General features: G+C 68.2%; 20 protein-coding genes and 2 tRNA genes. 7 read left to right on the top strand and 15 right to left on the bottom strand.

Annotation, left to right across the window (positions count from 1 at the left end):
- Positions 1 to 6: 6 nt before the first annotated feature.
- On the bottom strand, positions 7 to 1,941 hold the full coding sequence (locus tag ACOQPE_RS12740; RefSeq protein ID WP_420609275.1) for an ABC transporter substrate-binding protein: 1,935 nt from the start codon (positions 1,939 to 1,941) through the stop codon (positions 7 to 9).
- Positions 1,942 to 1,972: 31 nt separating this feature from the next.
- Positions 1,973 to 4,021 (bottom strand): ABC transporter substrate-binding protein, encoded by a 2,049-nt coding sequence (locus ACOQPE_RS12735; protein ID WP_420609274.1) that lies wholly within the window; start codon positions 4,019 to 4,021, stop codon positions 1,973 to 1,975.
- Between the two features lie 148 nt (positions 4,022 to 4,169).
- Between ACOQPE_RS12735 and ACOQPE_RS12730 the strand changes: the two genes are divergently transcribed.
- Together ACOQPE_RS12730 and ACOQPE_RS12725 are read left to right on the top strand one after the other, a co-directional pair.
- A tRNA-Ile gene (locus tag ACOQPE_RS12730) sits at positions 4,170 to 4,242 on the top strand.
- 124 nt (positions 4,243 to 4,366) lie between these two features.
- Positions 4,367 to 4,439, top strand: a tRNA-Asn gene (locus ACOQPE_RS12725).
- Between the two features lie 14 nt (positions 4,440 to 4,453).
- Here the strand turns inward: ACOQPE_RS12725 and dnaG are convergent.
- The 5 genes from dnaG to ACOQPE_RS12700 form a co-directional block, all read right to left on the bottom strand.
- On the bottom strand, positions 4,454 to 6,616 hold the full coding sequence (gene dnaG / locus ACOQPE_RS12720; RefSeq protein ID WP_420609273.1) for a DNA primase: 2,163 nt from the start codon (positions 6,614 to 6,616) through the stop codon (positions 4,454 to 4,456).
- 74 nt (positions 6,617 to 6,690) lie between these two features.
- Positions 6,691 to 6,876, bottom strand: a complete 186-nt coding sequence (locus ACOQPE_RS12715; RefSeq protein WP_420609272.1) for a hypothetical protein — start codon at positions 6,874 to 6,876, stop codon at positions 6,691 to 6,693.
- 11 nt (positions 6,877 to 6,887) lie between these two features.
- Positions 6,888 to 7,130 carry a hypothetical protein gene (locus ACOQPE_RS12710; RefSeq protein WP_420609271.1) on the bottom strand — a complete coding sequence of 81 codons (243 nt, stop codon included), beginning with the start codon at positions 7,128 to 7,130 and terminating at the stop codon, positions 6,888 to 6,890.
- 71 nt (positions 7,131 to 7,201) lie between these two features.
- On the bottom strand, positions 7,202 to 8,743 hold the full coding sequence (locus tag ACOQPE_RS12705; protein ID WP_420609270.1) for a putative PEP-binding protein: 1,542 nt from the start codon (positions 8,741 to 8,743) through the stop codon (positions 7,202 to 7,204).
- A 68-nt stretch (positions 8,744 to 8,811) separates the two neighbouring features.
- The gene (locus tag ACOQPE_RS12700; protein WP_420609269.1) at positions 8,812 to 10,161 is read right to left on the bottom strand and encodes a glycine--tRNA ligase; all 1,350 of its coding nucleotides are present in this window, start codon (positions 10,159 to 10,161) and stop codon (positions 8,812 to 8,814) included.
- A gap of 165 nt (positions 10,162 to 10,326) precedes the next feature.
- On the opposite strand from ACOQPE_RS12700, the gene ACOQPE_RS12695 reads away from it, so the two are divergent.
- Positions 10,327 to 10,761 (top strand): hypothetical protein, encoded by a 435-nt coding sequence (locus ACOQPE_RS12695; RefSeq protein WP_420609268.1) that lies wholly within the window; start codon positions 10,327 to 10,329, stop codon positions 10,759 to 10,761.
- 63 nt (positions 10,762 to 10,824) lie between these two features.
- Here the strand turns inward: ACOQPE_RS12695 and recO are convergent, their stop codons facing one another.
- Positions 10,825 to 11,541, bottom strand: a complete 717-nt coding sequence (gene recO, locus ACOQPE_RS12690; protein ID WP_420609267.1) for a DNA repair protein RecO — start codon at positions 11,539 to 11,541, stop codon at positions 10,825 to 10,827.
- Between the two features lie 101 nt (positions 11,542 to 11,642).
- Positions 11,643 to 12,365, bottom strand: a complete 723-nt coding sequence (gene uppS / locus ACOQPE_RS12685) for a polyprenyl diphosphate synthase (protein ID WP_420609266.1) — start codon at positions 12,363 to 12,365, stop codon at positions 11,643 to 11,645.
- A gap of 63 nt (positions 12,366 to 12,428) precedes the next feature.
- Here uppS and ACOQPE_RS12680 point away from each other — a divergent pair, with 63 nt between their 5' ends.
- Positions 12,429 to 14,366, top strand: a complete 1,938-nt coding sequence (locus ACOQPE_RS12680) for an ATP-dependent DNA helicase (protein WP_420609265.1) — start codon at positions 12,429 to 12,431, stop codon at positions 14,364 to 14,366.
- 175 nt (positions 14,367 to 14,541) lie between these two features.
- Here the strand turns inward: ACOQPE_RS12680 and era are convergent, their stop codons facing one another.
- The 5 genes from era to ACOQPE_RS12655 all read right to left on the bottom strand — a co-directional run bounded on the left by era (position 14,542) and on the right by ACOQPE_RS12655 (position 18,663).
- Positions 14,542 to 15,408, bottom strand: a complete 867-nt coding sequence (gene era / locus ACOQPE_RS12675) for a GTPase Era (RefSeq protein WP_420609263.1) — start codon at positions 15,406 to 15,408, stop codon at positions 14,542 to 14,544.
- Between the two features lie 29 nt (positions 15,409 to 15,437).
- Entirely contained in the window at positions 15,438 to 16,772 is a 1,335-nt protein-coding gene (locus ACOQPE_RS12670) for a hemolysin family protein (RefSeq protein WP_420609262.1), read from the bottom strand.
- Complete coding sequence (gene ybeY / locus ACOQPE_RS12665; RefSeq protein ID WP_420609261.1) at positions 16,769 to 17,269, bottom strand: rRNA maturation RNase YbeY; 501 nt, start codon at positions 17,267 to 17,269, stop codon at positions 16,769 to 16,771. The genes ACOQPE_RS12670 and ybeY overlap by 4 nt, the downstream gene beginning before the upstream one ends.
- A gap of 4 nt (positions 17,270 to 17,273) precedes the next feature.
- On the bottom strand, positions 17,274 to 18,236 hold the full coding sequence (locus tag ACOQPE_RS12660; RefSeq protein ID WP_419853334.1) for a PhoH family protein: 963 nt from the start codon (positions 18,234 to 18,236) through the stop codon (positions 17,274 to 17,276).
- 145 nt (positions 18,237 to 18,381) lie between these two features.
- Entirely contained in the window at positions 18,382 to 18,663 is a 282-nt protein-coding gene (locus ACOQPE_RS12655) for a DUF3039 domain-containing protein (RefSeq protein WP_420609260.1), read from the bottom strand.
- 126 nt (positions 18,664 to 18,789) lie between these two features.
- Between ACOQPE_RS12655 and hemH the strand changes: the two genes are divergently transcribed.
- Positions 18,790 to 21,201: a ferrochelatase gene (gene hemH, locus ACOQPE_RS12650; protein WP_420609259.1), complete on the top strand. Its 2,412-nt coding sequence runs from the start codon at positions 18,790 to 18,792 to the stop codon at positions 21,199 to 21,201.
- A 23-nt stretch (positions 21,202 to 21,224) separates the two neighbouring features.
- On the opposite strand, the gene ACOQPE_RS12645 is transcribed toward hemH, so the two are convergent.
- Entirely contained in the window at positions 21,225 to 24,074 is a 2,850-nt protein-coding gene (locus ACOQPE_RS12645) for a vitamin B12-dependent ribonucleotide reductase (RefSeq protein WP_420611392.1), read from the bottom strand.
- Positions 24,075 to 24,309: 235 nt separating this feature from the next.
- On the opposite strand from ACOQPE_RS12645, the gene ACOQPE_RS12640 reads away from it, so the two are divergent.
- Both ACOQPE_RS12640 and lexA read left to right on the top strand, forming a co-directional pair.
- Positions 24,310 to 25,038, top strand: coding sequence for a dihydrofolate reductase family protein (locus ACOQPE_RS12640; protein ID WP_420609258.1), 729 nt, complete (start codon positions 24,310 to 24,312; stop codon positions 25,036 to 25,038).
- 146 nt (positions 25,039 to 25,184) lie between these two features.
- Positions 25,185 to 25,841: a transcriptional repressor LexA gene (gene lexA, locus ACOQPE_RS12635; protein WP_420609257.1), complete on the top strand. Its 657-nt coding sequence runs from the start codon at positions 25,185 to 25,187 to the stop codon at positions 25,839 to 25,841.
- Positions 25,842 to 25,853: the final 12 nt, after the last annotated feature.

The following is a 25,853-nucleotide window of genomic DNA, read 5'->3' as shown; positions in this document are numbered from 1 at the left end:
ATCGCTTCAACCCTGACAATCGCCGTCATCGCACCAGATCTGGGCGACATGGTGTGCCCCGGCGTTCACGGCGAACGCACCGACATCGCTGCCCGGGATCGGCAGATCGGTGATGTTCTGCACCCGCGGGTTGGCAATGACACCCCACAGCGTCCAGTGCGTCCACAGGTTCCAGACATTGCGCGCGAAGGCCCGGTTCACCTCCTCAGCCGCCTCACGCCGGGCCACGGGGTCGGGATTGTGGCGGATGACATCGTACGCGGCATCGATGGCAGGGTCCTGGAAGCGCCCGAGGTTGAGGGCCAGTTCGGGCACAGTCGGGTCGATCGGGAGCGCAGTCGACGAATTCCACCAGAGCCACTGCTCGATGGGGTCCACCCCGCCATGGGCACGCAGCCCCGTCATCTCGTACAGGCCGGCCAGCGCCAGGCCGAAGTACTGACCCTGCTCGATGGGCTGGATCGTCACCGCGATCTCGTCGCCGTAGGCAGCCCGCCACATCGACGCGATGAGCTCGTTCGACTCGACGTTGAACGGGTCGTTGGTGGAGTTGAACCCGAACGTCACTGGGTTCTGGCCGCTGTCGGCCTTGCACTGGGCGAACTCCGCTCGTGCGGCATCAATGTCGTACGTCGGGTAGCCCGAGTCGTCCAAGTAGCCCATGCTGCCGGGCGGGAACGGACCGTTCGCCGCCCGCACCAAGCCCTGGAACCGTTCGCTGACGAATCGTTCGCTGTCGAACGCGTGCGCCAGTGCCTTGCGGCAGCTCAGGTGCACCAGCGGGTTGGCCACGTTGAGCCCGTGCGGGTCCATCGGGATCGGCTCGTCACGGCCCCGCAGCTCGGCGAGTACCGGATTCGTCCCCGATGCCACGTTCATGAGGCTGAAGTTGGTCTCGCCGAAGTCATTGGCTTGCAGCAGCACGAAGTCGGGGTCGCCTTCGTACTTGGCGATCTCGTCCGCGTTCGAGGTGTGGACGATGTCGAACTGGCCCGCTCTCAGCCCGTTGGAACGGCCCACGATGTCCACCGACACCACGAATTCGATCTCGTCCAGGTACGGCAGGTTCTCGCCGGTGACGCCGTTGGGGCCGCGCCAGTAGTCGGGGTTGCGCTCGGCGATGAAGCTGTTGCCGTTGCCCGGCGTGTACTCCACGAACTTGAACGCCCCCAGCCCCACCGGTGCAGACGGATCGCCGGTGGCGCTGGCAAGGCCCGCCGTGCGCTCATCGGCTGACAGTGGCGAGAACGGCGAGGTGTACATCGGATTGTTGGGCAGCGTCTCCAGCCATGCCGGGGAGAACATGAAGCCGCAGCCCTGCGCCCTCGATGCGGGACCGGGCCCGGTCGCGAACGGGATGGACGTCTCGTAGTAGACGTACTGGCCTTCACCCCAGACGTTCTCGATGCCCAGGTAGCCGGGCCCGGTCTGCTGGCTGAAGCGGCACAGGTTGATGTTGTACGCCACGGCCTCGCCGGTCAGCGGCGTGCCGTCGTGGAACGTGATGCCGTCGCGGATCCGGAGCGTCCATCTCAGGAAATCGTCGCTGGCCGTTTCGGTCTCCACCAAGTACGGCACGATGTCGCCGTTGGCGTCGGTGACATACATCGACTCGGTGACCGCACGCATGATCATGCGGCAGCTGATCGCGCACAGCGCTGCGTAGGGCGCGAACGGGTTCGCCGTGTCTGCCTCTATGCCGTACACCAGCCGGCCGCCGTGCACCGGGCCGCTCGATAGCTCCCGGGTGTCCTCGCCCGTGGCCTCGCCAGCCTCGCGCGCCTCGACCACCTCCGCCTGGGACTCCTCCAGCGTGGTCGCGACTTCATCGGCTGCTGGGTCGGGTGTAGTGCCCGAGACCCCGCCGCCATCACCAGCGGAGCAGGCGACGGCAATCAGCGCGAACGCTGCCGCTGCTGCCAGCGAACGCGCTCGCGCCAACTGCCGCCTCCTCCTTCGTTCTGGTGGGTGCTCAGCCCTGGCAGTTCCCGTCTGTGCACCAGATCTGCGCCAGGTGGTGCTTGCCGGAGATCACCGGGAAGGCGCCCTCAGCGTTGTCGGGGATGGGCAGATCGGTGATGTTCTGGACCCGCGGGTTGGCGATGACACCCCACAGCGTCCAGTAGGTCCACAGATTCCAGACGTTCTTGCCGAATGCCCGGTTGACGGCTTCAGCCGCCTCTCGCCGGGCCTCAGGGTCGGGATTGTGCCGGATTACCTGGTAGGCCGCGTCGATCTCGGGATCCTGGAAGCGCCCGAAGTTCAGCGCCAGTTCGGGCACGCCGGGGTTGACCGGACTCGCCGTCGCCGAGTTCCACCAGTACCACTGCTCGGACGGGTCGACGCCACCGTGGTTGCGCCAGCCCTGCATCTGGAACACGCCGGCCAGTGCAAGCCCGATGTACTGGCCCTGCTCGATGGGAGCGATCGTCACTGCCAGCTCGTCGCCGAATGCGTCGGTCCACATCGACGCGATGAGCTCGTTGGACTCCACGTTGAACGCGTCGTTGGTGGTGTTGAACGAGAACGTCACCGGGTTCTGGCCGCTGTCGGCCTTGCACTGCTCAAACTCTGCTTGTGCGGCGTCGACGTCGTAGGTCGGGAAGCCGGAGTCTTCCAGGTGGCCCACGCTGCCGGGCGGGAACGGGCCGTTCGCCACCTGCACCAAGCCCTGGTGCCGCTCGTTGGCGAAGCGCTCGCCGTCGAATGCGTGCGCGAGTGCCTTGCGGCAGCTCAGATGCACCAACGGATTGGTTGCGTTGAGCCCCAGCGGGTCCATCTGGATGAGCTGGGACGCATCGGTGGGGTCGCCGCCTCGCACGAAGGTGAGCACGGGGTTCACGCCCGACGCGACATTGATGAGGCTGTGGCTGGTCTCACCGAAGTCGTTGGCTTGCAGCAGCACGAAGTCGGGGTCACCCTCATACTTGGCGATCTCATCGGCATTCGCCGTGTGGATGATGTCGAACTGGCCCGCCTTCAAACCGTTGGAGCGGCCCTGGATGTCCACTGCCACCACGAATTCGATCTCGTCCAGGTACGGCAGGTTCTCGCCCGTGATGCCGTTGGGGCCGCGCCAGTAGTCCGGGTTGCGCTCAGCGATGAAGCTGTTGCCGTTGCCCGGCGTGTAGCTCACGAACCTGAAGGCGCCCAGCCCGACCGGCGCAGATGGATCGCCAGTGGCGGCCGCGAGGGCCGCCTCGCGAGCGGCCTCAGGCAGCGGGGATGCCGGCGAGACATACAGCGGGTTGTTGGGCAGCGTTTCCATCCATGCCGGGCTGAACATCTGGCCGCAGACTTCGGCGCGGCCTGCCGGACCGACGCCGGTCGCCAGAGGCTGGCCGGGGCTGGCCGTAACCGTCACCGTCTGGCCTTCGCCGGTGACGCTGTCGATGCCCAAAAATGCCGGGCCGGTGAGCTGGCTGAGGCGACAGAGGTTGATGTTGTACGCCACGGCTTCGCCGTCCAGCGGCGTGCCGTCGTGGAACTTGATGCCGTCGCGGATGGTCAGCGTCCACGTCATGTAATCGTCGCTGTGCTCCTCCGACTCCACGAGCAGGGGCACGATCTCACCGTCGCTGTCGGTGATGTACAGCGAGTCAGTGATGGCACGGAAGATCATGCGGCAACTGATGGCACACGATGTCGCGTAGTGGACGAACGGGTTGGCCGAGTCGGCCTCGATGCCGTACACGAGCTTGCCGCCATGGACCGGGCCGGTCTCGGTCTCGCGGACGTCCTCGCCCGTAGCCTCGCCGGCCTCGCGAGCCTCGACCACCTCTTCTTCCTGTTCGGACATGGTGGTGGAGGGCGCTTCGACAGCAACCTCAGTAGTGTCCGGCTCCGCCGGTGCGGCACCGTCACCGGTGTCGCCGCCGTCATCTCCGCCGCCGCAGGCGACCGCGATCAGGGCGAATGCGGCGAGCACCACGCCCAGCCGAATGCCGAACGAGCGCCGCGACCCTCGGCGGCGCCTGCTCGTGAGTTGATCGGCATGGCGCCGCGAGTGAGCTGTGTGCATCGTGGATTCTCCTCCCCACTGCGCCATCGCGGCGCTTTGCGCGAAACCTACTAGCCCCGCTACCGGGCTCTGTACCCGGCCCTGCTCTCGGCTCGGGTCCTCGTTTGGCTCGCGACCGTCGTGCTCGCTGGGCCGGTACGGTGCGGCCGGGCCGGTAGCTCAGTGGTCAGAGCAGGCGACTCATAATCGCTGGGTCGTGGGTTCGATCCCCACCCGGCCCACCCACTGTCCGGAGTGCACAACGACCACGATGTCGGCCGCGCACAGGACGACCGCGCCGTCAGCGGCGCACCATGACTCAGTATCGTTGCTCCGCACGTTCGGGGCGCAGCGCGGCCCGTTCGGTCCGGGGTAGCTCAGTTGGCAGAGCAGCGGACTGTTAATCCGTTTGTCGTGGGTTCGAGCCCCACCCCCGGAGCCTTTAGCCTCCGACTACTCCGCGCCCAGGTTCTCTGAATAGATCGGTTCTGCGTCGCCGAGCGAGCACAGCCAGTCCCGTACTGCTTGGACTGCCCCGATGCGCTTGTCGAGGTCCAGCAATTCCGGCTGGCGTTCGCGCAGCCATCGCAGGCATTGGTGGCGGAACTCCAGTTGCGCAGCCGCAGCAAGGCTTGGGTCGAGCTTGGTCCTCGGAACGTCGCCGCCTGCGCCGACGCTGTCGATCGTCGAGCGGACGAAGTGCACCGTGGACATGGCCACGCTGCCCTTGGCCTCCTCAGCGCTTACCTGCATGCCGGCGGCAGCCGCAGCAGCCAGCATCTCGACAACAGGATCGACTTCCGCCCCGGAGGGGTCGTCGTGCGCCGGATCGCTCCCCGATTCGGCGAGGTCGCTGCGTGCCGAGTCGCTCTCCGACGAGTCGCTGTGCAACGGGCGGCTCTTGGCGGCGGCCGCTTGGCCGCGCCAGTCTTCGTCGGCCGTCATGCGCGCGAATGCGTCGCGCCCAGCAGGTGTTGCGAACATCTCAGGCGCTATCAAGCCGAGCACGTTGCCATTCGGGGAAGCCGCGGCTGCCAAGAGGCGCAAGTCCAGGTCGGTCTGCTTGCGGCCGTCGAGTTGCTGCCGCCCTCCGGTGCGTCGTCGGGGACGCAGCCTGCGCGCATCGTCCCGGCCGCTGCCGGTTCTCGGACTGCTCCCATGATCACCGTGGGAGAAACCGTCGTCGAGATAACCGGCATCGTCATGGTCGCCGCCCGGGTAGTCGGGGTAGCCGCCGTCGGCGTACTCATCATCGACATATCCGTTTTCGGCTGCCTCGTAGCTGCGCTCAGCTCCGCGTCGCCGTTCAGCAGCCAGGCTGTCGTCCCGACGGTGTCGGGCAGCGTCGACGCGCTCACGGAACTTCTCGACGTTCATGGGGATGCGATCGGCGATCGGCCCGAGATCGCCGTCCAGCAGGATCTCCGGCGGGTACACGGCGAACACCTCGGCCGCCTCGTCTGCTGCGCGATCGCGGCCTGCGGGACTGCCGAGGTCGGAGCGCTCCAGGATTCGCTCGGCCCGGAATGTGTGCAACGGCTGGGCCTCGTCGAGCGCTCTGCGCAGGGCCGGCGGATCGGTCGCTGCAAGGTCGCCCGGGTCGGATCCGGGCGGGAACGCCGCTACGAAGATGTCCAGGCCAAACTCGCGCTCCCAATGGTGTACGCGTTCAGCGGCGGTCTGCCCGGCTGCGTCTGCGTCGAAGGCGAGCACGATGCGCTTGGCGGAACGCGACAGCAATTCGGCGTGCTGCTTGGTGAGCGCCGTGCCGCAGGTGGCCACGGCCTCGGAGATGCCGGTCAGATCGCAGCCGATGACGTCGGTATTCCCCTCGCAGACCACGATTCGCTCGGAACTGCGGGCGGCCTGCTTGGCCAAGTGCAGCCCGTAGAGCACCTTGCTCTTGTCGTAGACGGCTGTGCCGGCGGTGTTCTTGTACTTGGGCCCCTTCGGCGGCGGCTCGCCGGAGCGGGGCAGGATGCGGCCGGCAAAGCTGACCACTCGGCCGCCGGCGTCGCAGATCGGGAACATGACCCGGTCCCGAAAGAAGTCAGAAGCCGGGTCTGCGTACGCCAGCCCCGCTGCGGCAAGCAGTTCGGGAGGCGCATCGAGGTGCCGGCACAGCGCATCCCACAGCGGCGGGGCGTAGCCGAGACGCCACTTGGTCACTGTCTCGCGGTCGTAGCCCCGCCGTCGCAGGTACGCTCGCGCCTCGCCAGCATCGGGGCTGCTCAACAGACGCTCGTGATAGAAGCGAGCAGCGCGTTCCAGCAAGTCGAGAAGCTCTTTGCGACGCCGGTTGGCGAGCTGCGCGCCGGGAGAGTCGTAGGTGAGCTCGATGTTCGCTGCCGCCGCGAGTTGCTCGACAGCGTCGGAGAAGTCGAGATGCTCGGTCTCACGCAGAAACGTGATGGCATCGCCGGAGGCTTTGCAGCCGAAGCAGTAGTAGACGCCCTCGGCGCCGTTGACGCTGAACGACGGCGTCTTCTCTGTGTGGAACGGGCACAGCCCCATGTGGCGGCTGCCGACTCGCTTCAAGCTCACCCGCCTGCCGACGAGCGCGACAAGATCGGTCGCCTCGCGCACACGCTGCACGTCAGAGTCCCGAATCCGCATCTTCCGATGACGTTAGTAACTGCCTGCAACACACCCCGGCGAAGGAGACGCCCACAGCCAAACCGCATGGCCTGTCAGTTCTGTGTGAATGTGCACGTCCGATCGTTGAGCACGAGCTCGAAGAGGCGCAAGAAGTCCATGCCGAGCAGGACGTCGAAGTTGGGCGGCACCGGCGGCGGCAGTTGCCATACGGAGAGTTGCCGTCCGTGCGGGGCCACCTGGCCGTGGCCGTTCAGAACCTGCCGGTTCTGAACGGCCACTGTCAATCCATTCAACGCCCCTGGCCCACCATGGGCAGGCTCACGAAGATGGGCTGGGCGCCGACCTCTTCGAACGAGAACTCGCCCGACCCGTACTGCGTGATGCCGACTGCGTAGGCGGACTCCCTGTCTTCGTAGACACCGACCACGTCACCGTTGTGCAAGAGGGCGATCTTGCCGAAGTGGTTGGCCTCCATCTGCTCGCGATGGAAGCGCTGGTAGGCGTCATGATTCGATAGCGCTTGGGAAGGCATACGCAACTCCGCGTCGGGCACATGCCGACATCCACACCTTGGCACAGCCGTCCTTCGGACACACGACAATTTCAGTTGGTGAGGAAGGCTTGGGCGGTGGCTAAGCGGGCTATCGGGACGCGATAGGGCGAGCATGAGACGTAGTCGAGGCCTGCTCGCACGGCGAATTCGATGCTGGCCGGGTCGCCGCCGTGCTCGCCGCAGATGCCGGCGCGCAGCGCTGGATTGGCGGTGCGCCCCCGCTCCATTGCGCTGCTCACGAGCTCGCCGACGCCGGCACGGTCGAGTGAGGCGAACGGATCGGCCTCCAGCAGTCCTTCGGCGATGTATGGCGCAATGACCTGTGCCGCTGTGTCATCGCGGCTGAAGCCGAACACCATCTGGGTGAGGTCGTTGGTGCCGAAGCTCGCGAACTCCACGCCGGTCGCCAGTTCGCCGGCAATGAGGCAGGCGCGGGGCGTCTCGATCATGGTGCCGATCGGCGGCGCAGCACCGGCATCGGCGCCCTTCCACGCAGAACGCACGGTGTCGACGGCAGCCGCCAGCTCAGCGGCGGTGGACACGAGGGGCACCATGATCTCGACACGGGGGTCTCCGCCGGCTGCACGACGGTCGGCCACCGCGCCTGCGAGCGCCTCCACCTGCGCGGCATAGAGCTCGGGGCGCAGCAGGCCGAGCCGCACGCCGCGCACGCCGAGCATCGGATTGTGCTCGTGCCATTGGGCGGCCTCATCGGGGTCTGCGCCGGCAAGGAACTCATGCATGGGCGCATCGAGCAGCCGGACCGTGACCGGCCGACCGTCCATGGCCGCGAGCAACTCGCGGAAGTCTGCTCGCTGGGCCGCCGCGAGGTCGTCGACGTGCTCGTCGTGCCCGTGCAGCACGACGTGCTGCACGATCTCCAGCCGGTCGGGCGCCAAGAACATGTGCTCGGTGCGGCACAGCCCGATGCCCCGCGCCCCGAGCTCCCGCGCCGTCACCGCATCGGCCGCCGTGTCCGCATTGGCGAGCACGGCGAACCGCCCCGCCATAACGCGATCTGCCCAGCCCAGCACCTCGGCGATCTCGCCCGGCAATGCCAAACCCGACCCCGAGCCAACCCCGCCGACTGCCGACCCGGCGATCTCGCGGTCCCCCAGCATCACCTCGCCGGTGGACCCGTCGATCGAGATCGGCGTGCCATTGACGATGTGCCGGTCGCCGACCGTGAAGCAATCAGCCTCCACCGTGATCTCGCGGGCGTCGCACACAGCCGGAATGCCCCAGCCCCGCGCCACCACTGCCGCATGGCTCGCCAGCCCACCCCGGGCAGTCAGGATTCCCGCCGACAGACCCATCGCAGCCACATCGGCGGGGGTGGTCTCGGTGGCGACCAGGATCACCGTGCTGCCCGCCGACGCCAGGTCCAGCGCCGCCTCCGAGCCCACTGCCACGACACCCGACGCTGCACCTGGCGACGCTGCCAGACCGGTCGTCAGCACAGCGACCTCGCCAGCGCTCGACGCGAGTTCGAACGTCGGATGCAGGACCCCCACTAGCTGATCGATGCTGAGGTCGGTAACGGCTCGGCGCTGCCGGTCGCTCAGCTCGGGCAGCGCACTCGAATCGCTCATCGCAGCACCCGGTCGTGCTGGCCCATGCCGTTCCCCCTGTGCTGACCGTCCTCGGCGAGGTCGGGCCCTCAGAGGCCCAGCCGACTCCCCAGATGGTCTACCAGCGCGTCGATGGGCACCCGGTCCTGGGCCATCGTGTCGCGATCACGCACGGTCACGCAGCGATCGTCAACAGACTCGAAGTCGACCGTCACGCACAGCGGCGTGCCGATCTCGTCCTGGCGGCGGTAGCGGCGCCCGATGGCCTGGGTTTCGTCGTAGTCGCACATCCAGTGCGGCTGGCACAGCCCAAGCACCTCGGTTGCCAACGCGGGGAGCGGTTCCTTACGCGACAGCGGCAGCACCGCCACCTTGTACGGCGCCAGGCGCGGGTGCAGGCCCAGCACCGTCCGCTCTTCGTCGTTGACGGTCTCGGTGCGGTAAGCAGCGAGCAGGAACGCCATCAGCGCCCGCGTCGCCCCCGCAGCGGGCTCGATCACGTGCGGCACGTACCGCTCGCCACTGGCCTGATCGAAGTACTCCAGCTTCTGGCCCGAGTGCGCGGCGTGCTGGCTCAGGTCGTAGTCGCCGCGATTGGCGATGCCCTCGAGCTCGCCCCAGCCCCACGGGAACAGGAACTCGACATCGCTGGTGCCGCTGGAGTAGTGGCTGAGCTCGTCGGCGTCATGGGGGCGCAGGCGAAGCTGGCCCGCGGGGATGCCCAGGTCGGCATACCACTGGAGCCGCTCGGCCAGCCAGTACTCGTACCACTGCGAGGCCCCGGCAGGCGGCACGAAGAACTCCAGCTCCATCTGCTCGAACTCGCGGGTGCGGAACACGAAGTTGCCCGGCGTGATCTCGTTGCGGAACGACTTGCCCACTTGGGCGATGCCGAACGGCGGCCGCTTGCGGCTCGTCTCCAGGATGTTCTTGAAGTTCACGAACATGCCCTGGGCGGTCTCGGGGCGCAGGTACACCTCGGCGCCCGCGCCCTCCACCGGCCCGGCCTGGGTGCGGAACATGAGGTTGAAGGCCCGGGCCTCGGTGAACGTGCCGCGCCGGCCGCAGTTCGGGCACACATCCGGGTCGTCGAGCTGATCCTGGCGGTGGCGGGTCTTGCAATAGGTGCAGTCCACCAACGGGTCGGTGAAGTTCTTCAGGTGGCCCGATGCCTCCCATATCTGGGGAGGGCCCAGGATGGACGCGTCGAGACCCACGACGTCGCTGCGCATCTGCACCATGGAGCGCCACCAAGCGTCCTTGACGTTCCTCAGGAGCTGCGCCCCGATCGGCCCGTAGTCGTACGCGCTGCGGAAACCGCCATAGATCTCGGCCGAGCCGAAGACGATGCCGCGGCGCTTGCAGAGATTGACGATCTTGTCGAACAGCGCGGGATCGGGACCCGGCTCTTCGGATTCGGCGCCAGCGGTACTCGTCACGAGCGGCAAGGGTACTGACGGCCTGCGAGGGCTCCGGGGCGAATTTCGGCGGGCGGAGCTTCACCGGCTACGCGCCGCTCATTGTTGCCCGCTCTAGTTCGCTCCGCTCACGGGCCGCTCGGGCCACGGCTTCGCCCGCCGGCTCAGCCTCCTAGGCTGACTGCCATGCGGCTGCGCGACACCACCGTGGTCTTCCTGTGTGCATTCCTCGGCATGATGGTGCTGTTCATGCCGCTGCCGGTCTTTGGCGGCCCGTACGAGGACATTCAAGAGGGCCAGGTCGACTGGACCTGCTCGATGCCACTGCTGAGTCTGGCCCCGCCCGACGTCGACCTTGACGAGGTGCGCAACGCAGTTGACGACGCAATTGCCGAAATGCGTGCCACCGGGCAGGAGTACGTGCCGCCCGAGAGCCGGCATCCGCTGTGCGGCGGCTTGGCCCGCACACAAGTCGTGCTGGCGCTGCTCGCCTTCGCCGGGGCATTCTGGCGAGGCCGCAGGTGGTGGCGCTCGACCGCAGACGTACGGGCAGAGAAGCGCTTCAAGCGGCTCCACGAGAGCGTCGAGAACCCCGACAGCCGCAGCCGCATCTTCCGCTAGCCGAGCAGGTCGGCGCTTCGGAGGCGCCGGCGGCATCATCTGGGATCGACGTTGACCGGTTGCTCATCCAAGCAGATCGGCGCTTCGGAGGCGCCGGTCCATGTGGTACTCCCACATGCGGGTGACGGCCGCCGCTGCTTCGTGCGTGTCGGAGGACGGCTCGACGTCGAGCACGGCATTCACCCGCCCGTCGATGATCGAACGCAGCAACTCGAGTGCCCCGCCCGACAGGGAACGGCCGCGGCGGTGGGTGGCGCAGGTCACACCGCCCCCGGCGGGGTCGAACGCCACGATCGGCGCGTCGTCACAGCCGGAACCCACCACGCACCCGTCGAGCATCGGCGCGGTTCCCTCGTGTGCCAGCAGCCGCAACAGGAACGCGGGCAGCAGCATCTCGGAGTGGGCCCGGTCGAGGCGACCAAGCGCCCCGATGAACATCTGGTACGGCACGGGGTCGTCGCCCCGGTCGTGCACCGACTGATCCACCGCCTCGGCGAGCGTCATGGCCGTGCCCAGCCGGTCGAGATCCGAGCGCAGCGCCGGCCAACGGTCAAGGGTGACAGCTCCTGTGACGATGTCGAGCTCGCCGCGTCCCCGGTAGAGCTGCAGATCGACATGCCGCAGCGGCTCGACGTGACCGGCCAGCTTGCTTCGAGTGCGCCTCGCGCCCTTCGCCACCGCGCGCACCTTGCCGTGCCCGAAGGTGATGACCGTGATGATCCGGTCGGCCTCGCCGAGCTTGGTGGTGCGCAGCACCACCCCCCGGTCCCGGTACTGCATCTGCGGGGGCTTCCCCTTCGCTCTGTCGGATTCGCTGTGCCAGATTCGTTCGAGCCGGCGGGTGCTGCATTGACTCCTGCGCAGTGTGGTGGCGTGCGGCCTCAGCGGTTCAGGCCGCCGAAGCGCCGGTCACGGGCCTGGTAGATGCAGATGGCGTCGAACAGGTCCCTCCGCCGGAAGTCGGGCCAGAGCGTGTCGGTGAACACCAGCTCGCTGTAGGCCATCTGCCACAGCAGGAAGTTCGACAGCCGGTTCTCGCCTGAGGTCCGGATCATGAGGTCGACCTCGGGCATCTCGGCGTCGTAGAGATGCTTGACGAGCGCTGCCTCGTCGACCTCGTCTGCGGGGACACCCGAGCGCACCAGGCCGGCGGCAGCGTCGACGATCTCGGCCCTGCCGCCGTAGTTGAACGCCACCGTGAACGTGAGGCCGGTGTTGGCCGCCGTCAGTTCGACGGCCTCGTCGATGCGGGCCCGGACCCGGCGCGGGATGCGGGCATCGGGCCGCCCGACGAAGCGGATCCGCACGTTCTGCTCGTGCAGCTCGTGGCTGCGCCGCACCAGCAGCGACTCGTTGAAGCCCATCAGGAACCGCACCTCGGACGGCGGGCGACGCCAGTTCTCCGTGCTGAACGCGTACACGGTGAGCCACTGCAGACCGATTTCGGCCGCGCCCTCGACGGTGTCGATCAGGGCTTCCTCGCCGGCTGTGTGACCCTCGGTCCGCGGCAGCCCACGCGCCTGGGCCCAGCGTCCGTTGCCGTCCATCACACAGGCCACGTGAGTCGGCAGGCGCGTCACGTCGATTCCCGCACCTCGGTCCACACTGCGCAGGGTAGAACCCTCGCCGCCGCAGATCGTTGCGCCCGCCGTCCAGAATGGAGGCAGATGTCCGACGAGCCATGGGACCTTGCCCCTGCCACCAGCGTCGACGACGCCGCTGCGGCACTCGTCGAGGTGATCGCAGCGCTTCCCGGCGGCGGCGAGCAGCGAGACGGCCAGGTCGAGATGGCAGCCGCAGTGCATGACGCGATGGCCGGCGGGGGCACGCTGCTGTGCCAAGCAGGCACCGGCGTGGGCAAGTCGCTCGCCTACCTGGTACCTGCCGCACTCGCTGCGGCTGCGGGCAAGCGAGTGGTGATCGCCACCGCGACGCTGGCGCTGCAGGACCAGCTCGTCGGCAAGGACCTGCCGCTCGTGGCCGGCGGGATGGCCGAGCGGCTCGGACGCCCCGTCCGGTGGGAAGTGCTCAAGGGGCGCAACAACTACCTCTGCCGCCATCGCTTCGGCGAGCACGCCCAGCAGCAATTCGACCAGGGAGACGGCCCGGCCACAGCCGCAGAGCTGGCCCGGCAGCAGCAGCTGTCCGAGATCCAGCAGTGGGTGCCCCGAACGCGCACCGGCGACCGTTCGGAGCTGGCGGCCGCGCCCGACGCGCGCGTGTGGTCATCGGTGTCGGTGACCAGCACCGAGTGCATCGGCGCCGAGCGCTGCCCCGAGGGCCACCGCTGCTTCGCCGAAGAAGCCCGGGCCCGCTCAGCGAGGGCCGGAATCGTGGTGACCAACCAGCACCTCTACTGCATCGACCTGTTCGGCGACGGCTACCTGTTCGGGCCGCACGACGCCGTCGTGTTCGACGAGGCCCATCAGCTCGAGCCGGTCGTCACCCAAGTGGCCGGGCTGGAGATCACACCGGCGGGTTTCACCCGCCTGGCTACAGAGGCGCGGGCGGTGGGCGCCGCCGGAACGGCTGCGGATGCCGTCGCCGATGTGTCGAACCGCCTGGCCGACGAGCTCGGACCTCTGCGCGATACACGCCTAGGAGCGATCACCGGCGACCTGGCCAGCCTGCTCGAAGTCGCTGACAGCCGGGTCGCCGATCTCGCTGCCGAGCTGCGGTCGGCCGGCGACGACGCAGCCGATCTGGAACGGCTGCGCGTCGGGCGGATCGCAGCGGAGTCGCTCACTGCGCTGCGTGCCGCGCTGGACCCGCCGCAGGGAACGGTCATCCTGGTGGAAGGTCGCGGCCGGCTGCGCTTGGCGCCGCTCGACGTGGGAGACCTGCTCGCGAGCCGGCTGTGGGGCCGCCAAGCGTGCGTGCTCACCAGCGCGACGCTCGGCCCGCACTTCGTCGGCCGACTCGGCGTGCCCACCGCCGACCACGCGTATCTCGCAGTGGACAGCCCGTTCGATTACCCGGCGAATGCGCTGCTGTACTGCGCTCGCCACCTGCCCGCCCCCACCCGCGATGCGTACCGGGCAGCAGCCATCGACGAGCTGGCAGAGCTCGTCGCCGCAGTCGGCGGGCGCACGCTGGCGCTGTTCACAAGCTGGCGCGCACTCAATGACACCGCTGATGCGCTCGCTGAACATCTCAGCGACATCCGGGTGCTGCGCCAAGGAGGCGATCTGTCGAACGCCGCGCTGCTCGACGCGCTCGGCGACGATCCCGCCACGGTGGTGTGCGGCACGATGAGTTTCTGGCAGGGCGTGGACGTGGCCGGACCGGCCCTGTCGCTGCTGGCGATTGACCGTCTCCCGTTCACCCGGCCCAACGAGCCGCTCGCGGCAGCCCGGCGCGAGGCGGCAGGCAGCGATGCGTTCATGACTGTCGACGTGCCGAATGCGGCAGACATGCTGGCCCAGGGAGTGGGCCGGCTGATCCGCACCACCGTTGATCGCGGAGTGGTGGCGGTGCTCGACTCGCGGCTCGCCACTGCCGGTTACCGGTCGCGCCTGCTCGATCCGCTGCCGCCCATGCGCCGCACCGTCGATCAGGCCGAAGCAATCGAGTTCCTCTCCTCCATCCGCAACCAGCACGCCTGAGCCCGCTGCGGAGGACGGCAGTGCCCTCTGGTCCCGCGATCCAGCAGGCCAGAGATCAGCACCTCACCGCATTTCTTGCCGACGGCATCGACGCGGCGCAGTGCATCCACAGGGAACCGGTCGCAACGTCGCAGAGTTCCCTGCCGCCCTCCTCCGCTATGACATCTGTACGTCGTCAATCGGAGGGCTCGGAAGGGGCGTTAGGAGCGAGCATGCGCGCGACCGCGTCAGGGGTGCGCTGCCAGTCCGGCTCTACACGCACCCGCAGCTCCAGATAGACACCGTCGAGGCCCAGCTCGCGGCGTGCCGCTGTGCCTACGTCTCGCAGCATCCGCCCGCCCTTGCCAATCACGATGCCCTTCTGCGAGGGCCGCTCCACGGCAATGTCGCAGCGGATGCGGTCGGGCTCCCACTCGGTGACACGGACCGCGATGCTGTAGGGCAGCTCGTCGCCCAGCCGCGCCAGCAACTGCTCGCGCACCGCCTCGGAGATGCGCCACGCGTCGGGCAGATCGGTGATGCTCTCGGGAGGAAAGTACGCAGGACCCTCGTCCAGTCCGGCCGCCAAGTGATTGATCAAGGCATCAGTGCCTTCGCCGCTCACTCCCGACACGGGGAAATACGCATCGGCGTCGAACTCCCCAGCGGCAGAAAGCTGATCCAGCACTTGGGCCCTCGACGCCCGGTCGCACTTCGTGACTGCAACCACCTTGGAGATGCCCGACGGCAGCGACTCCCAGATGAGCCGGTCGCCGCGACCGAGCGGCGCTGTGACATCGAGCACCATGCAGATCACGTCCACCGGCTCCAGCTCGTTGACGGCGGTGCGGGCGGTCTCGTTGAGCTGCTCCCCCAGCGGCGTCACCGGCTTGGCGATGCCGGGCGTGTCGACGAAAACGATCTGCGCATCGGGAAGGTGCCGCACGCCCATGACACGCAGCCGAGTGGTCTGGGGCTTGGCGGAGGTGATGCTGATCTTGCTGCCCACCAAGCAATTCAGCAATGTCGACTTGCCTGCATTCGGGCGCCCCACGAGGGTCACAAAGCCTGAGCGCACCGCCCGCTCCGGGCCTACCCGGAACCCGCCGGATTGGCTCCTCGCCGGGCGCCGACGAGGTTGATGCGCCGGCCTTCTACCTCAAGCGCAGACAGGCACCAGCCGTCGAGTTCCGTGGTCTCGCCCGTTTCGGGCACGTGGCCCATGCGGTCGAGCAGCAAGCCGCCGACCGTGTCCCAGTCACCCTCGGGCAGTCGAAGCTCCAGAACCTCGGCCAGCCGCGACGCGGGCAGCCGCCCCGAGAACATAAACGCGCCGTCGTCTACTTCCTGGACGAGCGCCTCGTCGGCGTCGTACTCGTCGGCAATCTCGCCCACCAGTTCTTCGATGATGTCCTCGAGCGTGACCAGCCCTGCCACGCCCCCGTACTCGTCCACGGCGATAGCCAGGTGAGACTTGGATTCCTGCATCTCGCGCATCAGGTCGCTGACACGCTTGGTTTCCGGCACGAAGGTGGCTGGCCGCAGCACCTGTGCGCAGGTGACTACGCCGTCTGAGCCAGGCCCCTTCGTTGGTGTGCCGTGCAGGTAGGCCGCAACGAGATCCTTCGCCAGCACGATGCCCCGCAGGTCGTCGACGCTGGCGGCGGTCACCGGCAGGCGTGTGAAGCCCGAGGCGATGATTTGCTCCAGCGCATCAGCGACGCTGTCATCGAGGCTCACGGTGACCATGTCGGGGCGAGGCACCATCACCTCACGCACGATGGTGTCGCCGAGCTCCATGATCTGGCCGATCAGCTCGGCCTCGCTGTCCTCGATCAGGCTGGCCTGCGCTGCAGCCGATGCCAGCGCCACAAGCTCGTCCTCGGTGACCTCGCCGCTGTCGCCCTGTGTCGCGGCAGGTCCCACCGCTCGCGCGGGGAATGCCAGCAGCCGGGCAACCCAAGCGAGCGGTCCGGTGCGACTCAGGACGCGAGCGATCGGCGCGAGCACCCGCGCCATGCGGTCGTTGGCCTCGACCCCCCAGCGCCGGGGCATCGCCTCGGTCACGCCGAACAGCACGATGGCTGTCACGGCCATTGCGGCCACGATGCCCGCTGCACCCGTATGGCTCGCGGCAACCCAGGTGACACCACCCACCAGCGTCACCTGGGCCAGCACTCGCAGCAGCGAGACGGGACCCAGCACGACCTCACGGTCCTCCACGAGCTGCTCCAGCGAGGCCTTCGGCGGGACGCTCGGATGCCCGTTGTCGCGGTCGCCGTTGTGACGCTCTCCGTTGCCATTGGACTCGTCGAGGCCCGAGGCGCGGGCTCGGCCCAGACGCACGAACGTCGCCTCGACCAGTCGCAGGAACATGGCCGCCGCGAGCAGGATCGCCGCCGCGACAGCGCCCAGCACCCAGTTCATGAACGGCTCCACAAGCTGCGCAAGTGCTCAGTCTCGCGGGCGCGCATGGCAGCAGCTTCGGCGGGCTCCGCGTGATCCATGCCGAGCAAGTGCAGCACGCCGTGCACGACGAGCAAATCGATTTCCGCGGTGACGCTGCCGTCGTGACCCGGGCGAGACCCCTCGCCTGCCTCCGCGTTCACCGCAGCGACGGCTGGGCACACGACGACGTCGCCGGCCAGCCGGATGCTGGCCCCGTCCGGCACCTGCGGGCCCGGCACGAGATCCAGCGGGAAGGCGAGAACGTCGGTCGGCCCGGTGTGACCCATGTGAGCTTCATTCAGCTCGGCCATCTCGTCGCGGCCCACGAACGTCACGGCGGTTTCAGTGCCCGGCGGCACACCCTCGGCGTCCAGCATCTGCTGTACCAGCACGCGGTAGCGCCGGGCATCGATCTGCACGTCGTTCTGACGATCTGCGATCAGCACGCCGTCGGTGCCGGTGCAGCCACCAGCCACTCGTTCACTCGCTGCCGTTGCGTTTCGCGTCACGCCGGTCATATGCCGCCACGATGTCGCCGACGATGCGATGCCGGGTGATGTCCCGCCTGCCGAGGCGAGCGAACGCAAGCCCGGGAATGCCGTCGAGCGCCTGCTCCACGTCGATCAGCCCGCTCTTGCCGCCGGGCACGTCGATCTGCGTGCGGTCGCCGGTCACCACCACCTTGGAGCCGAAGCCGATGCGGGTCAGGAACATCTTCATCTGTTCGGGTGTGGTGTTCTGCGCTTCGTCGAGGATGATGAAGCTGTCGTTCAGCGTGCGGCCGCGCATGAATGCCAGCGGCGCCACATCGATCGTCTTGCGCTCGAGCAGCTTGGCGGCGGTTTCCACATCGAGCATGTCGTACAGCGAGTCATACAGCGGGGCCAGATACGGGTCGATCTTGGCCATCAGATCCCCTGGCAGGAAGCCCAGCCGTTCGCCCGCTTCCACTGCCGGACGGGTGAGCACGATGCGCCGCACGGCCTTCGACATCAGCGCATCGACGGCAAGCGCCACCGCAAGCCACGTCTTGCCGGTGCCGGCCGGCCCGACAGCAAACGTCACGATGTTCGAGCGGATCATCTCCACGTAGCGCTTCTGGCCCGCGCTCTTCGCCCGCACCACCCTGCCGTTGGGCGCGCGCACGATCGGGGCAGACAGCACGTCGCTCGGGCTCTCGTCGGCCTCGACCATGTCGATGACACGGTCGAGCATCTCGGGCTCGATGCGCTGGCCGGCCTCGAGCACGTGCACCATCTCCTCGAAGACCTGCCCGACGAGCGCTGCGCTGGGCCCCGCCACGGTGATCTCGTTGCCACGCACGTGAATGTCGGCATCTGCAAAGTGGTCTGCCACCAGCCGCAGGTGCTCGTCGCGCTGCCCTAGCACCCCGACCATGAGGTGATTGCCCGGCACGTGTATCCGGACCTGTGTGTCGGTCACTGGGCTCCGGCGCAGTAAGTCGTCAGCGCAGCACTCATGAGTCGGTGGCGCGCAGACGGCAACCAGACTTGCCGACGGTTGGTTCGGTCACGATGGTCGCAAGGCTAGTCGCGTCCCGCGATCTGCCATTGTCCAATTTCTTGCGTCACGAGCGCAGTCCGGCATAGATCTCCTTGCAGGCCGGGCACACCGGGTAGCGCTCGCCGTCTCGCGTCGGCACCCACTTCTTGCCGCACAGCGCCACAACCGCTTCGCCGCTGACGGCCGAGCGGGTCAGCGCCGTCTTGTTGACGTAGTGAGAGAAGCGGTCGTGATCGCCGTCTGTCGTGCGGGTGTCGGGGCGCTCGATGACGTCGGGACTGCCCGCAGCAGCGCCGCTGGCGACTGGAATGCTGCTGACGCCATCGCTGAGGGTCTGGGCGGTCATCTCGCTGGTCCCCTCCGAGTCAGAATCGGCTCCTGCCGGTGCAACGGTACGGCAGTAATGTGCCCGTTCGCGCCACTTGTGAGTCGACAGCGGTGGCACTGACTGCACAGCACCGGGCGAACGACCTTGAGCACAACCGCCGACGAGGGCGCCACCGCCCGCAGCCTCCAGCTGGACTCGGCTGCCGGATGGGCCGTCGCGCTGTCGGCTTCGCTCGCCACGTTCGCGGTCTTCGCCGTGGCCTACAGCTTCGGGGTCGTGCTCGCCTCCATCCGCGACGAGTTCAGCATCGGCACCGGTTTGGCGTCGCTGCTCTTCGCGATTCCGACGTTCCTCTATTTCGTGCTCGGTGTGTTCACCGGTCGCCTCGGCGACCGCTACGGACCCCGACGTGTGCTCTTCGCTGGCGCCGTCGCCCTCGGAGTCGGCCTCTGGGCGACCAGCCTGGCCCAGAGCCTGTGGCTAGCGATGACGACCTACGTGCTCGGCGTGGGGATCAGCGTGGCGTGTGCATACGTCCCGATGGTCTCGGTGGTCGGCGGCTGGTTCGAACGTCACCGCACAGCGGCACTGGGCGTGGCCGTGGCTGGGATCGGACTGGGTCACTTCGCCGGCGCCTGGGCTGCGGAATGGCTCATCGAGCTCTACGGCTGGCGCGACACCTACCGGGTGCTCGCTGTCGTGTCGACGGGATTGCTCATGCTGGCTGCGATCGCCGCTCGGCGTCCGCCCCATGTCGCGCCCCCGAGCGAGATGCCGTCGCTGCGCAGGCTCATGCACAACCGGCGGTACACGCTGCTCTATTTCTCGATGATGCTGCTGAGCGCCAGCCTGTTCGTCCCGATCATCTACATCAAGGACTACCTCGACGACCTCGGCAAGCCAGGCGGTCAGTGGCTTATCAGCATCATCGGCCTGGCCTCGCTGCTCGGGCGGCTGGCACTCGGTGCACTCGGCACCGTGCTGCCGCTCATGCGGCTGTACCAGCTCTCCTTCACGATCATGGGGCTGAGCTACCTGATCTGGCTCTTTGCCGGCGACAACTACACGGTGCTCGTGATCTACACGCTGGTGATGGGCTGCAGCTACGGCGGCTTCATCGCCCTGTCTCCTGCGGTTGCCGCAGAACTCTTCGGGCTCGCCGGACTCGGCGGCGTCTTGGGTGCGCTGTACACCGCTGCAGGCATCGGCGGGCTTGTCGGGCCGCCGTTGGCAGGGCTGCTGATTGACGGCGCCGGTTACCGCGTGACGATCGTGGCGGCGATGATCATTGCGCTCACATCGGTGCCGTTGCTGGTCGCTTCCGGGCGCGCCCGCGTCGTCCCCCTCGCCACCGTCGGCACCGGTGAGACCGCCGCCCGCGCCACGACGCCGGCACAGCGCGAACAGTTCCCGACGGCGCCGGCGGCCCGTGCGGGCGATGCCGCTGCCGCGGTCCCTCTGAGCGATGCAGCGCCTGCCGCTGGGCTCGGGCAGCGCGGGCCGGTCACGGTGCAGTCTTTCCGGGCTGCACCGGCCCAAGAAGCCCTCGGACCCGAGTCGATCGACTCCGTGCTGCTGCTGTCGTTTGGAGGGCCGGAAGGTCCCGACGACGTGATGCCGTTCTTGCGGAACGTCACTCGGGGACGCGACGTTCCAGCAGAGCGACTCGCCCAGGTCGCTCAGCAGTACCTGCGTCATGGCGGCGTGAGCCCGATCAACGAGCAGAACCGCGCTTTGCTGGCGGCGCTGTCGGGCGAACTCGCTCGCCGGGGCACGCCATTGGCGTGCTACTGGGGCAATCGCAACTGGCACCCGTACCTGCGTGACGCCGTCGGCCAGATGGCCAGCGAAGGACGCCGCCACGCGGCGGTGATCGTGACCTCCGCATTCAGCTCGTATTCGGGCTGCCGCCAATATCACGAAGATCTCGCACAAGCTGCCAGCGAGGTGCCCGGAGCACCACGCCTGTCGCGGGTGCGGGTCTATGGCAATCACCCCGGATTCGCCGGCGCCCTCGCTGAGCGCATCCGAGAGGCACTCGACGGCGCTCGCCTGCGCAGCGATGTGCACACCCTGTTCACCGCGCACAGCCTGCCGAGCCGGATGGCTGCATCGTGCGACTACGAGGCGCAGCTCCGCGATGCCGCCGAGACAGTCGCCGGCATGGCGGGCCTGAGCGGCCAGATCGAGGTGGTGTACCAGTCGCGCAGCGGTCCACCGCACGTGCCGTGGCTGGAACCCGACGTCAACGACCGGCTCGCCCAGCTCGGCTCGGCGGGCTGCCGTACCGTCCTCGTCGTGCCGCTCGGCTTCGTCTCCGACCACATGGAAGTGCTTGTCGACCTCGACACCAAGGCGCGTGCCGCAGCCGCCCGCACTGGCATCACCATGGTGCGTGCTCGGTCGGTCGGCACGCATCCGTTGTTCGTGGAGGCGCTGGTGGATCTCGTGGAGGAGACGGCAGGTCTGCGAGCCGAACGGCCCGCGGTCGGCCGGCTGGGACCGCGCCCGGACAGCTGCGCTCCGGGGTGCTGCCCGCTCGAGCGAGGCGCCTGACGGCCGACCGGCAGCTCAGCCTCTCAGCCGCAGCCGCTGGTTGCGCCGCAGGAGCGGCAGGCGAAGCATGAGCCGGCGCGCACCATCCGGTCGCCGCAGGTCATGCACAGCGGTGCATCGGCATATCCGCGGGTCTCAGAGCGGTGCGACGGCGGGTCTGGTGCCGGCTCGGCGCCGATCGCAGTCTCGACCGTTGCGCTCTCGAGCCCCGGCAGCGGCGGATCAGTGCGCTCGTCGACGCTGAGCACTCCCAACTCGGTGCGCTCTTCCAACGACAGGTACTCGAGCGCCAGGCGGCGGAAGATGTAGTCGACGATGCTCGTGGCAATGCGCAGCTCGGGGTCGTCGGTGAGCCCCGCAGGCTCGAACCGCATGTTGGTGAAGGCGTCCACGTAGGAACGCAGCGGCACCCCGTACTGCAAGCCGTGGCTGACCGAGATGGCGAATGCATCCATGATCCCGGCCAGCGTGGAACCCTGCTTCGCCACGGTGAGGAAGATCTCCCCGGGCCGGCCGTCGTCGTACTCGCCGACGGTCATGTAGCCGTGGCAGTCGGTGACCCGGAAGGAGAACGTGCGCGACCGGCGGCTGCGTGGCAGCCGGTTGCGCGGCGGCACCACCGCTCCCCCCAATGCGGCGGCAGCGGATGCTGCGGCCCCCTGGGCCGATGCACCCATGGCCGGTGTGCCAAGAGCCGGTGTGCCAGCGGAGGTCGCCGGCCCGACCGACAGGGGCTGGCTCACCTTGCAGTTGTCGCGGTAGATCGCCACCGCCTTGAGCCCAAGCCGCCACGATTCGACGATGAGGTCCTCGATGTCGCCGGCGGATGCCGACTCGGGCAGGTTGACGGTCTTGGAGATCGCACCCGAGACGAAGGGCTGGCAGGCGGCCATCATCGCAACGTGGCCCTGCGGCGAGATGGCATCGGCGCCGATCGAGCAGGCGAACACCGCCCGGTGAGCGTCCGCCAAGTGCGGCGCGCCGGCGATGTGGCCCGTAGCGAGGATGTGCGCCTCAATGTCAGCGATGTCTGAGAGCGAGTAGCCGAGCCTGTTCAGCGCGACGGGCACTGTCGAGTTCACGATGCGCAGATCGCCACCGCCCACCAGCTTCTTGTGCTTCACCAGGCCCAGGTCGGGTTCGATCCCGGTGGTGTCGCAGTCCATCATGAACGAGATCGTTCCGGTGGGCGCGATCACGGTGGCCTGGGAATTGCGAACGCCATGAGACTCGCCGCCCGCGATGGCATGGTTCCAGCGAGCACGCGCGGCGGCACGCAGATCCTCGGTCAGCGCCGCCATGCCTGCGCCGGTGTCCGCCGGCTCGGCGCGCACCTCGATGCTGTCCAGCGAGTCGCGATGCCGGCCCAGAACGCCGCACATCGCATCGGCATTCGCGTCGAAGCCGTCGAAGGCTCCGAGCCGCTCGGCCAAGTCGGCTGAGGTGGCGTATGCCTCCCCGCACATGAGCGCCGTGAGCGATGCCGCTAGCGCCCTCGCCTGCGGAGAGTCGTAGGGAACGCCCGCTGCCATCAGCAGCGCACCCAGATTCGTGAAGCCCAGCCCGAGCTGGCGGAAGCGCCGGGAAGTCTCGCCGATCAGCTCCGTCGGGTAGTCGGCGTGGCTCACCAGCACGTCCTGGGCAATGAACGTGATGCGCACCGCCTGGCGGAAGCCCTCGATATCGAAATCGCGGCCGGCGGCGTGATCCCCAAAGAAGGGCAACAGGTTGACGCTCGCCAGGTTGCAGGCCGAGTTGTCGAGGTGGACATACTCGCTGCATGGGTTGCTGGCGCTGATCGGGCCGTGGGCGGGCGCCGTGTGCCAGCTGTTGATCGTGGTGGAGAACTGAACGCCAGGGTCGGCGCATTCCCAGGCCGCTTGGGCAATCTGGCCGAGGAGATCCCGCGCACGCATGACGGCGGTGACCTCGCCCGTGGTGCGCGCCCGCAGCTCCCAAGTGCCGTCGGCCGCGACCGCCTCCATGAACTCGTCGGACAGCCGGACCGAGTTGTTCGCATTCTGGTACTGCACCGAGAACGAGTCGGCGCCGTCGACATCCATGTCGAATCCGGCGGCGTCCAAGGCGCGTGCCTTGCGCTCCTCGCGTGCCTTGCACCACACGAAGGCCTCGACATCGGGATGATCGGCGTCGAGCAGGACCATCTTGGCGGCGCGCCGGGTCTTGCCGCCGCTGCGGATGGTGCCCGCCGACGCATCGGCGCCGCGCATGAAGCTGACCGGGCCGCTCGCCGTGCCGCCGCCCGACAGCGGCTCGCACGATGCCCGCAGCGCCGACAGGTTTACCCCGGCGCCCGAGCCGCCCTTGAAGATCCGGCCCTCGGTGACGTACCAGTCCAGGATCGATTCCATCTCGTCGTCGACAGCAAGGATGAAGCAGGCCGACGCCTGCTGGGGCACACCCTTCACGCCGATGTTGAACCAGACCGGGCTGTTGAACGCCACCCGCTGGTGAACCAGCAGCCACGCCAGCTCTGCCTCGAATGTCGCCGCCTCGTCCGGAGATGCGAAATAGCCGTCGCTGGCCGCCCACTGGGTGACGGTGCCCGCAACGCGGTCGATGACTTGGCGCAGCGACTGCTCCCGCTCCGGCGTGCCGATGGTGCCGCGGAAGTACTTCTGGGCAACGATGTTGACCGCCGTGGGACTCCAATCGGCGGGGAACTCAACGTCGGGCTGCGAGAACGCAACCGATCCGTCGACCGCGTTCGTGATGGAGGCATCGAAGCGCTCCCACCGCACCGTGTCATAGGGATGGGCGCCATCAGCGGTGAAATGCCGCTGCAGACGCAGAGGCGCGCCGGCAGACCGGTGCCCGGGGCCGTGGCCCCGCACCCGCTGCTCCTCGGTCATCGCCACTTACCGCTGACCTCCTGCACCAGTGTCGCAAACCGGAGTCGACCCGCCGGGACGCGCCCGCGGGCCGTGCGGCCGACGGTGACAGGCGCACGCTACGGCCGCTCCCCTGTGGAACGAAAGGGGCAATGAACAGGCCTTCACGGGGACTTTCCTGTGCATAACTGGCAGATGCTGTGGATAACCGCCGGCGACAACGCCTGCCGGGACGAACGGGTGGCAGACTCGCCGCGTGCACCGGCTGTACCCGCTGCCCCCCGAACCCATCGACGCTGCGCACGCCGCCAGTCGCCAACGTGCACCGCACGCCGATCGTCCCTGGGTGATGCTCAACATGGTTGCGAGCATCGACGGGGCCGCAGCGATCGACGGCGTGTCGGGGGGGCTCTCGAGCGAACCCGACAAGGCGATGTTCGGGGCGCTGCGCGCGCAGGCCGACACGATCCTGGTCGGTGCGCGCACGGCGAACGCCGAGCGGTACCGCCCGGCGCGGCGATCTGGTGCCCGCATTGCCGTGGTCAGCGGATCGCTCAGCGTCGACCCGGACTTGCCGCTGTTCAGCCAGCCGCCAGACCCGCCGGCAGCACCGTTGCCGCTGGTGGTCACCACCGTCGGCGCAGACTGCGACGCCGCAGAACGGCTGGCCGACCGCGCGGAGCTCGTGCGCGCCGGCACCGACTCGGTGGATCTGCCTGCGTCGTTGAGACACCTGGGCTCGCTGGGGGCGCGCGTTGTGCTCTGTGAGGGAGGGCCAGCGCTCAACGCCAGCCTGCTGGCGGCCGACCTCGTCGACGAGGTGAACCTGACGCACGCGCCGCTGGCCGTGGCGACTGACGCCCCGCGCATCGCCTCTGCGCCCGGCGGCGGCTCGCCGGCCGCCGCGCCCCGCGCATTCGCGCTCGAGCAAGTCATCGCCCACGACGATGTGCTCTTCGTGCGCTGGGTGCGCTCTCGGCACTGAAGCATCGAACAAATGCGCGCTGTTTGGAACATTTGTTGTTAGTGTACTGACTGATCGGAACGAGAGTTCCTTCCCTTCGATGGGAGCACCCGATCAGGCCGGGCAGCAGATGCCGGGCGCGCCGGGACCGACCCGAAAGGTTCACCATGCAAGCAACGAGTGCCGCAGGTCAGCGGATCGCACACCTCAACGAGCGTCAGCGCGCCATGCTCGACTTCATCGACGTGACGCAGCGCGAGCGCGGCTATCCCCCGTCGGTCCGCGAGATCGGCAACGAGGTCAATCTCAACTCGCCTGCGACCGTGCACCGCCACCTGCGAACGCTCGAGGCCGACGGATGGATCCGGCGCGACCCATCGCGGCCCAGGGCGCTCATCATCAACTGCGACTGGCAGACAGGAGTGAAGGGCGAGCGGCGACCGGCCCGTCACGTGGCGCTCATCGGGGAGGTTGCAGCAGGCACCGACGTGCTCGCCCAGCAGAACGTCGAGGAGCTGCTGCCGCTGCCGGCCGATTTCACGGGCAGCGGCGAGCTCTTCATGCTGCGAGTGCGGGGCGACTCGATGATCGATGTCGGCATCTGGGATCGCGACTACGTGGTGGCGCGCCACCAGCCCGACGCGGAGGTCGGCGACATCGTCGTGGCCGGCATCGATGGCGAAGAGGGCACCGTCAAGCGCTACCGGCGCGACGGCGACAACGTCGTCCTCGAACCGGCAAATCAAAGCCACGGTCCGATCATCCGCCCCGCCGACGAAGTCACCATCTACGGAAAGGTCGTGACGGTCATCCGTCGCCTATAGCGGCGGGCAATT

The organism is Candidatus Poriferisodalis sp. (assembly GCF_965219595.1).
In the GTDB taxonomy this organism is placed as follows: Bacteria; Actinomycetota; Acidimicrobiia; order Acidimicrobiales; family Poriferisodalaceae; genus Poriferisodalis.
Note: the sequence above shows the minus strand (reverse complement) of the source record. Positions and strands in the feature narration are given on the sequence as shown.

Bases quoted from the DNA above. Each gene is read 5' to 3' on its own strand.
- lexA (WP_420609257.1), top strand. From the start codon at position 25,185: ATGCAAGCAACGAGTGCCGCAGGTCAGCGGATCGCACACCTCAACGAG.
- ACOQPE_RS12710 (WP_420609271.1), bottom strand. From the start codon at position 7,130: ATGCCTTCCCAAGCGCTATCGAATCATGACGCCTACCAGCGCTTCCAT.
- recO (WP_420609267.1), bottom strand. From the start codon at position 11,541: ATGCAGTACCGGGACCGGGGGGTGGTGCTGCGCACCACCAAGCTCGGC.
- ACOQPE_RS12655 (WP_420609260.1), bottom strand. From the start codon at position 18,663: ATGACCGCCCAGACCCTCAGCGATGGCGTCAGCAGCATTCCAGTCGCC.
- ACOQPE_RS12735 (WP_420609274.1), bottom strand. From the start codon at position 4,021: ATGCACACAGCTCACTCGCGGCGCCATGCCGATCAACTCACGAGCAGG.
- ACOQPE_RS12645 (WP_420611392.1), bottom strand. From the start codon at position 24,074: ATGACCGAGGAGCAGCGGGTGCGGGGCCACGGCCCCGGGCACCGGTCT.
- ACOQPE_RS12670 (WP_420609262.1), bottom strand. From the start codon at position 16,772: ATGAACTGGGTGCTGGGCGCTGTCGCGGCGGCGATCCTGCTCGCGGCG.
- ACOQPE_RS12705 (WP_420609270.1), bottom strand. From the start codon at position 8,743: ATGAGCGATTCGAGTGCGCTGCCCGAGCTGAGCGACCGGCAGCGCCGA.
- ACOQPE_RS12680 (WP_420609265.1), top strand. From the start codon at position 12,429: ATGTCCGACGAGCCATGGGACCTTGCCCCTGCCACCAGCGTCGACGAC.
- dnaG (WP_420609273.1), bottom strand. From the start codon at position 6,616: ATGCGGATTCGGGACTCTGACGTGCAGCGTGTGCGCGAGGCGACCGAT.
- ACOQPE_RS12695 (WP_420609268.1), top strand. From the start codon at position 10,327: ATGCGGCTGCGCGACACCACCGTGGTCTTCCTGTGTGCATTCCTCGGC.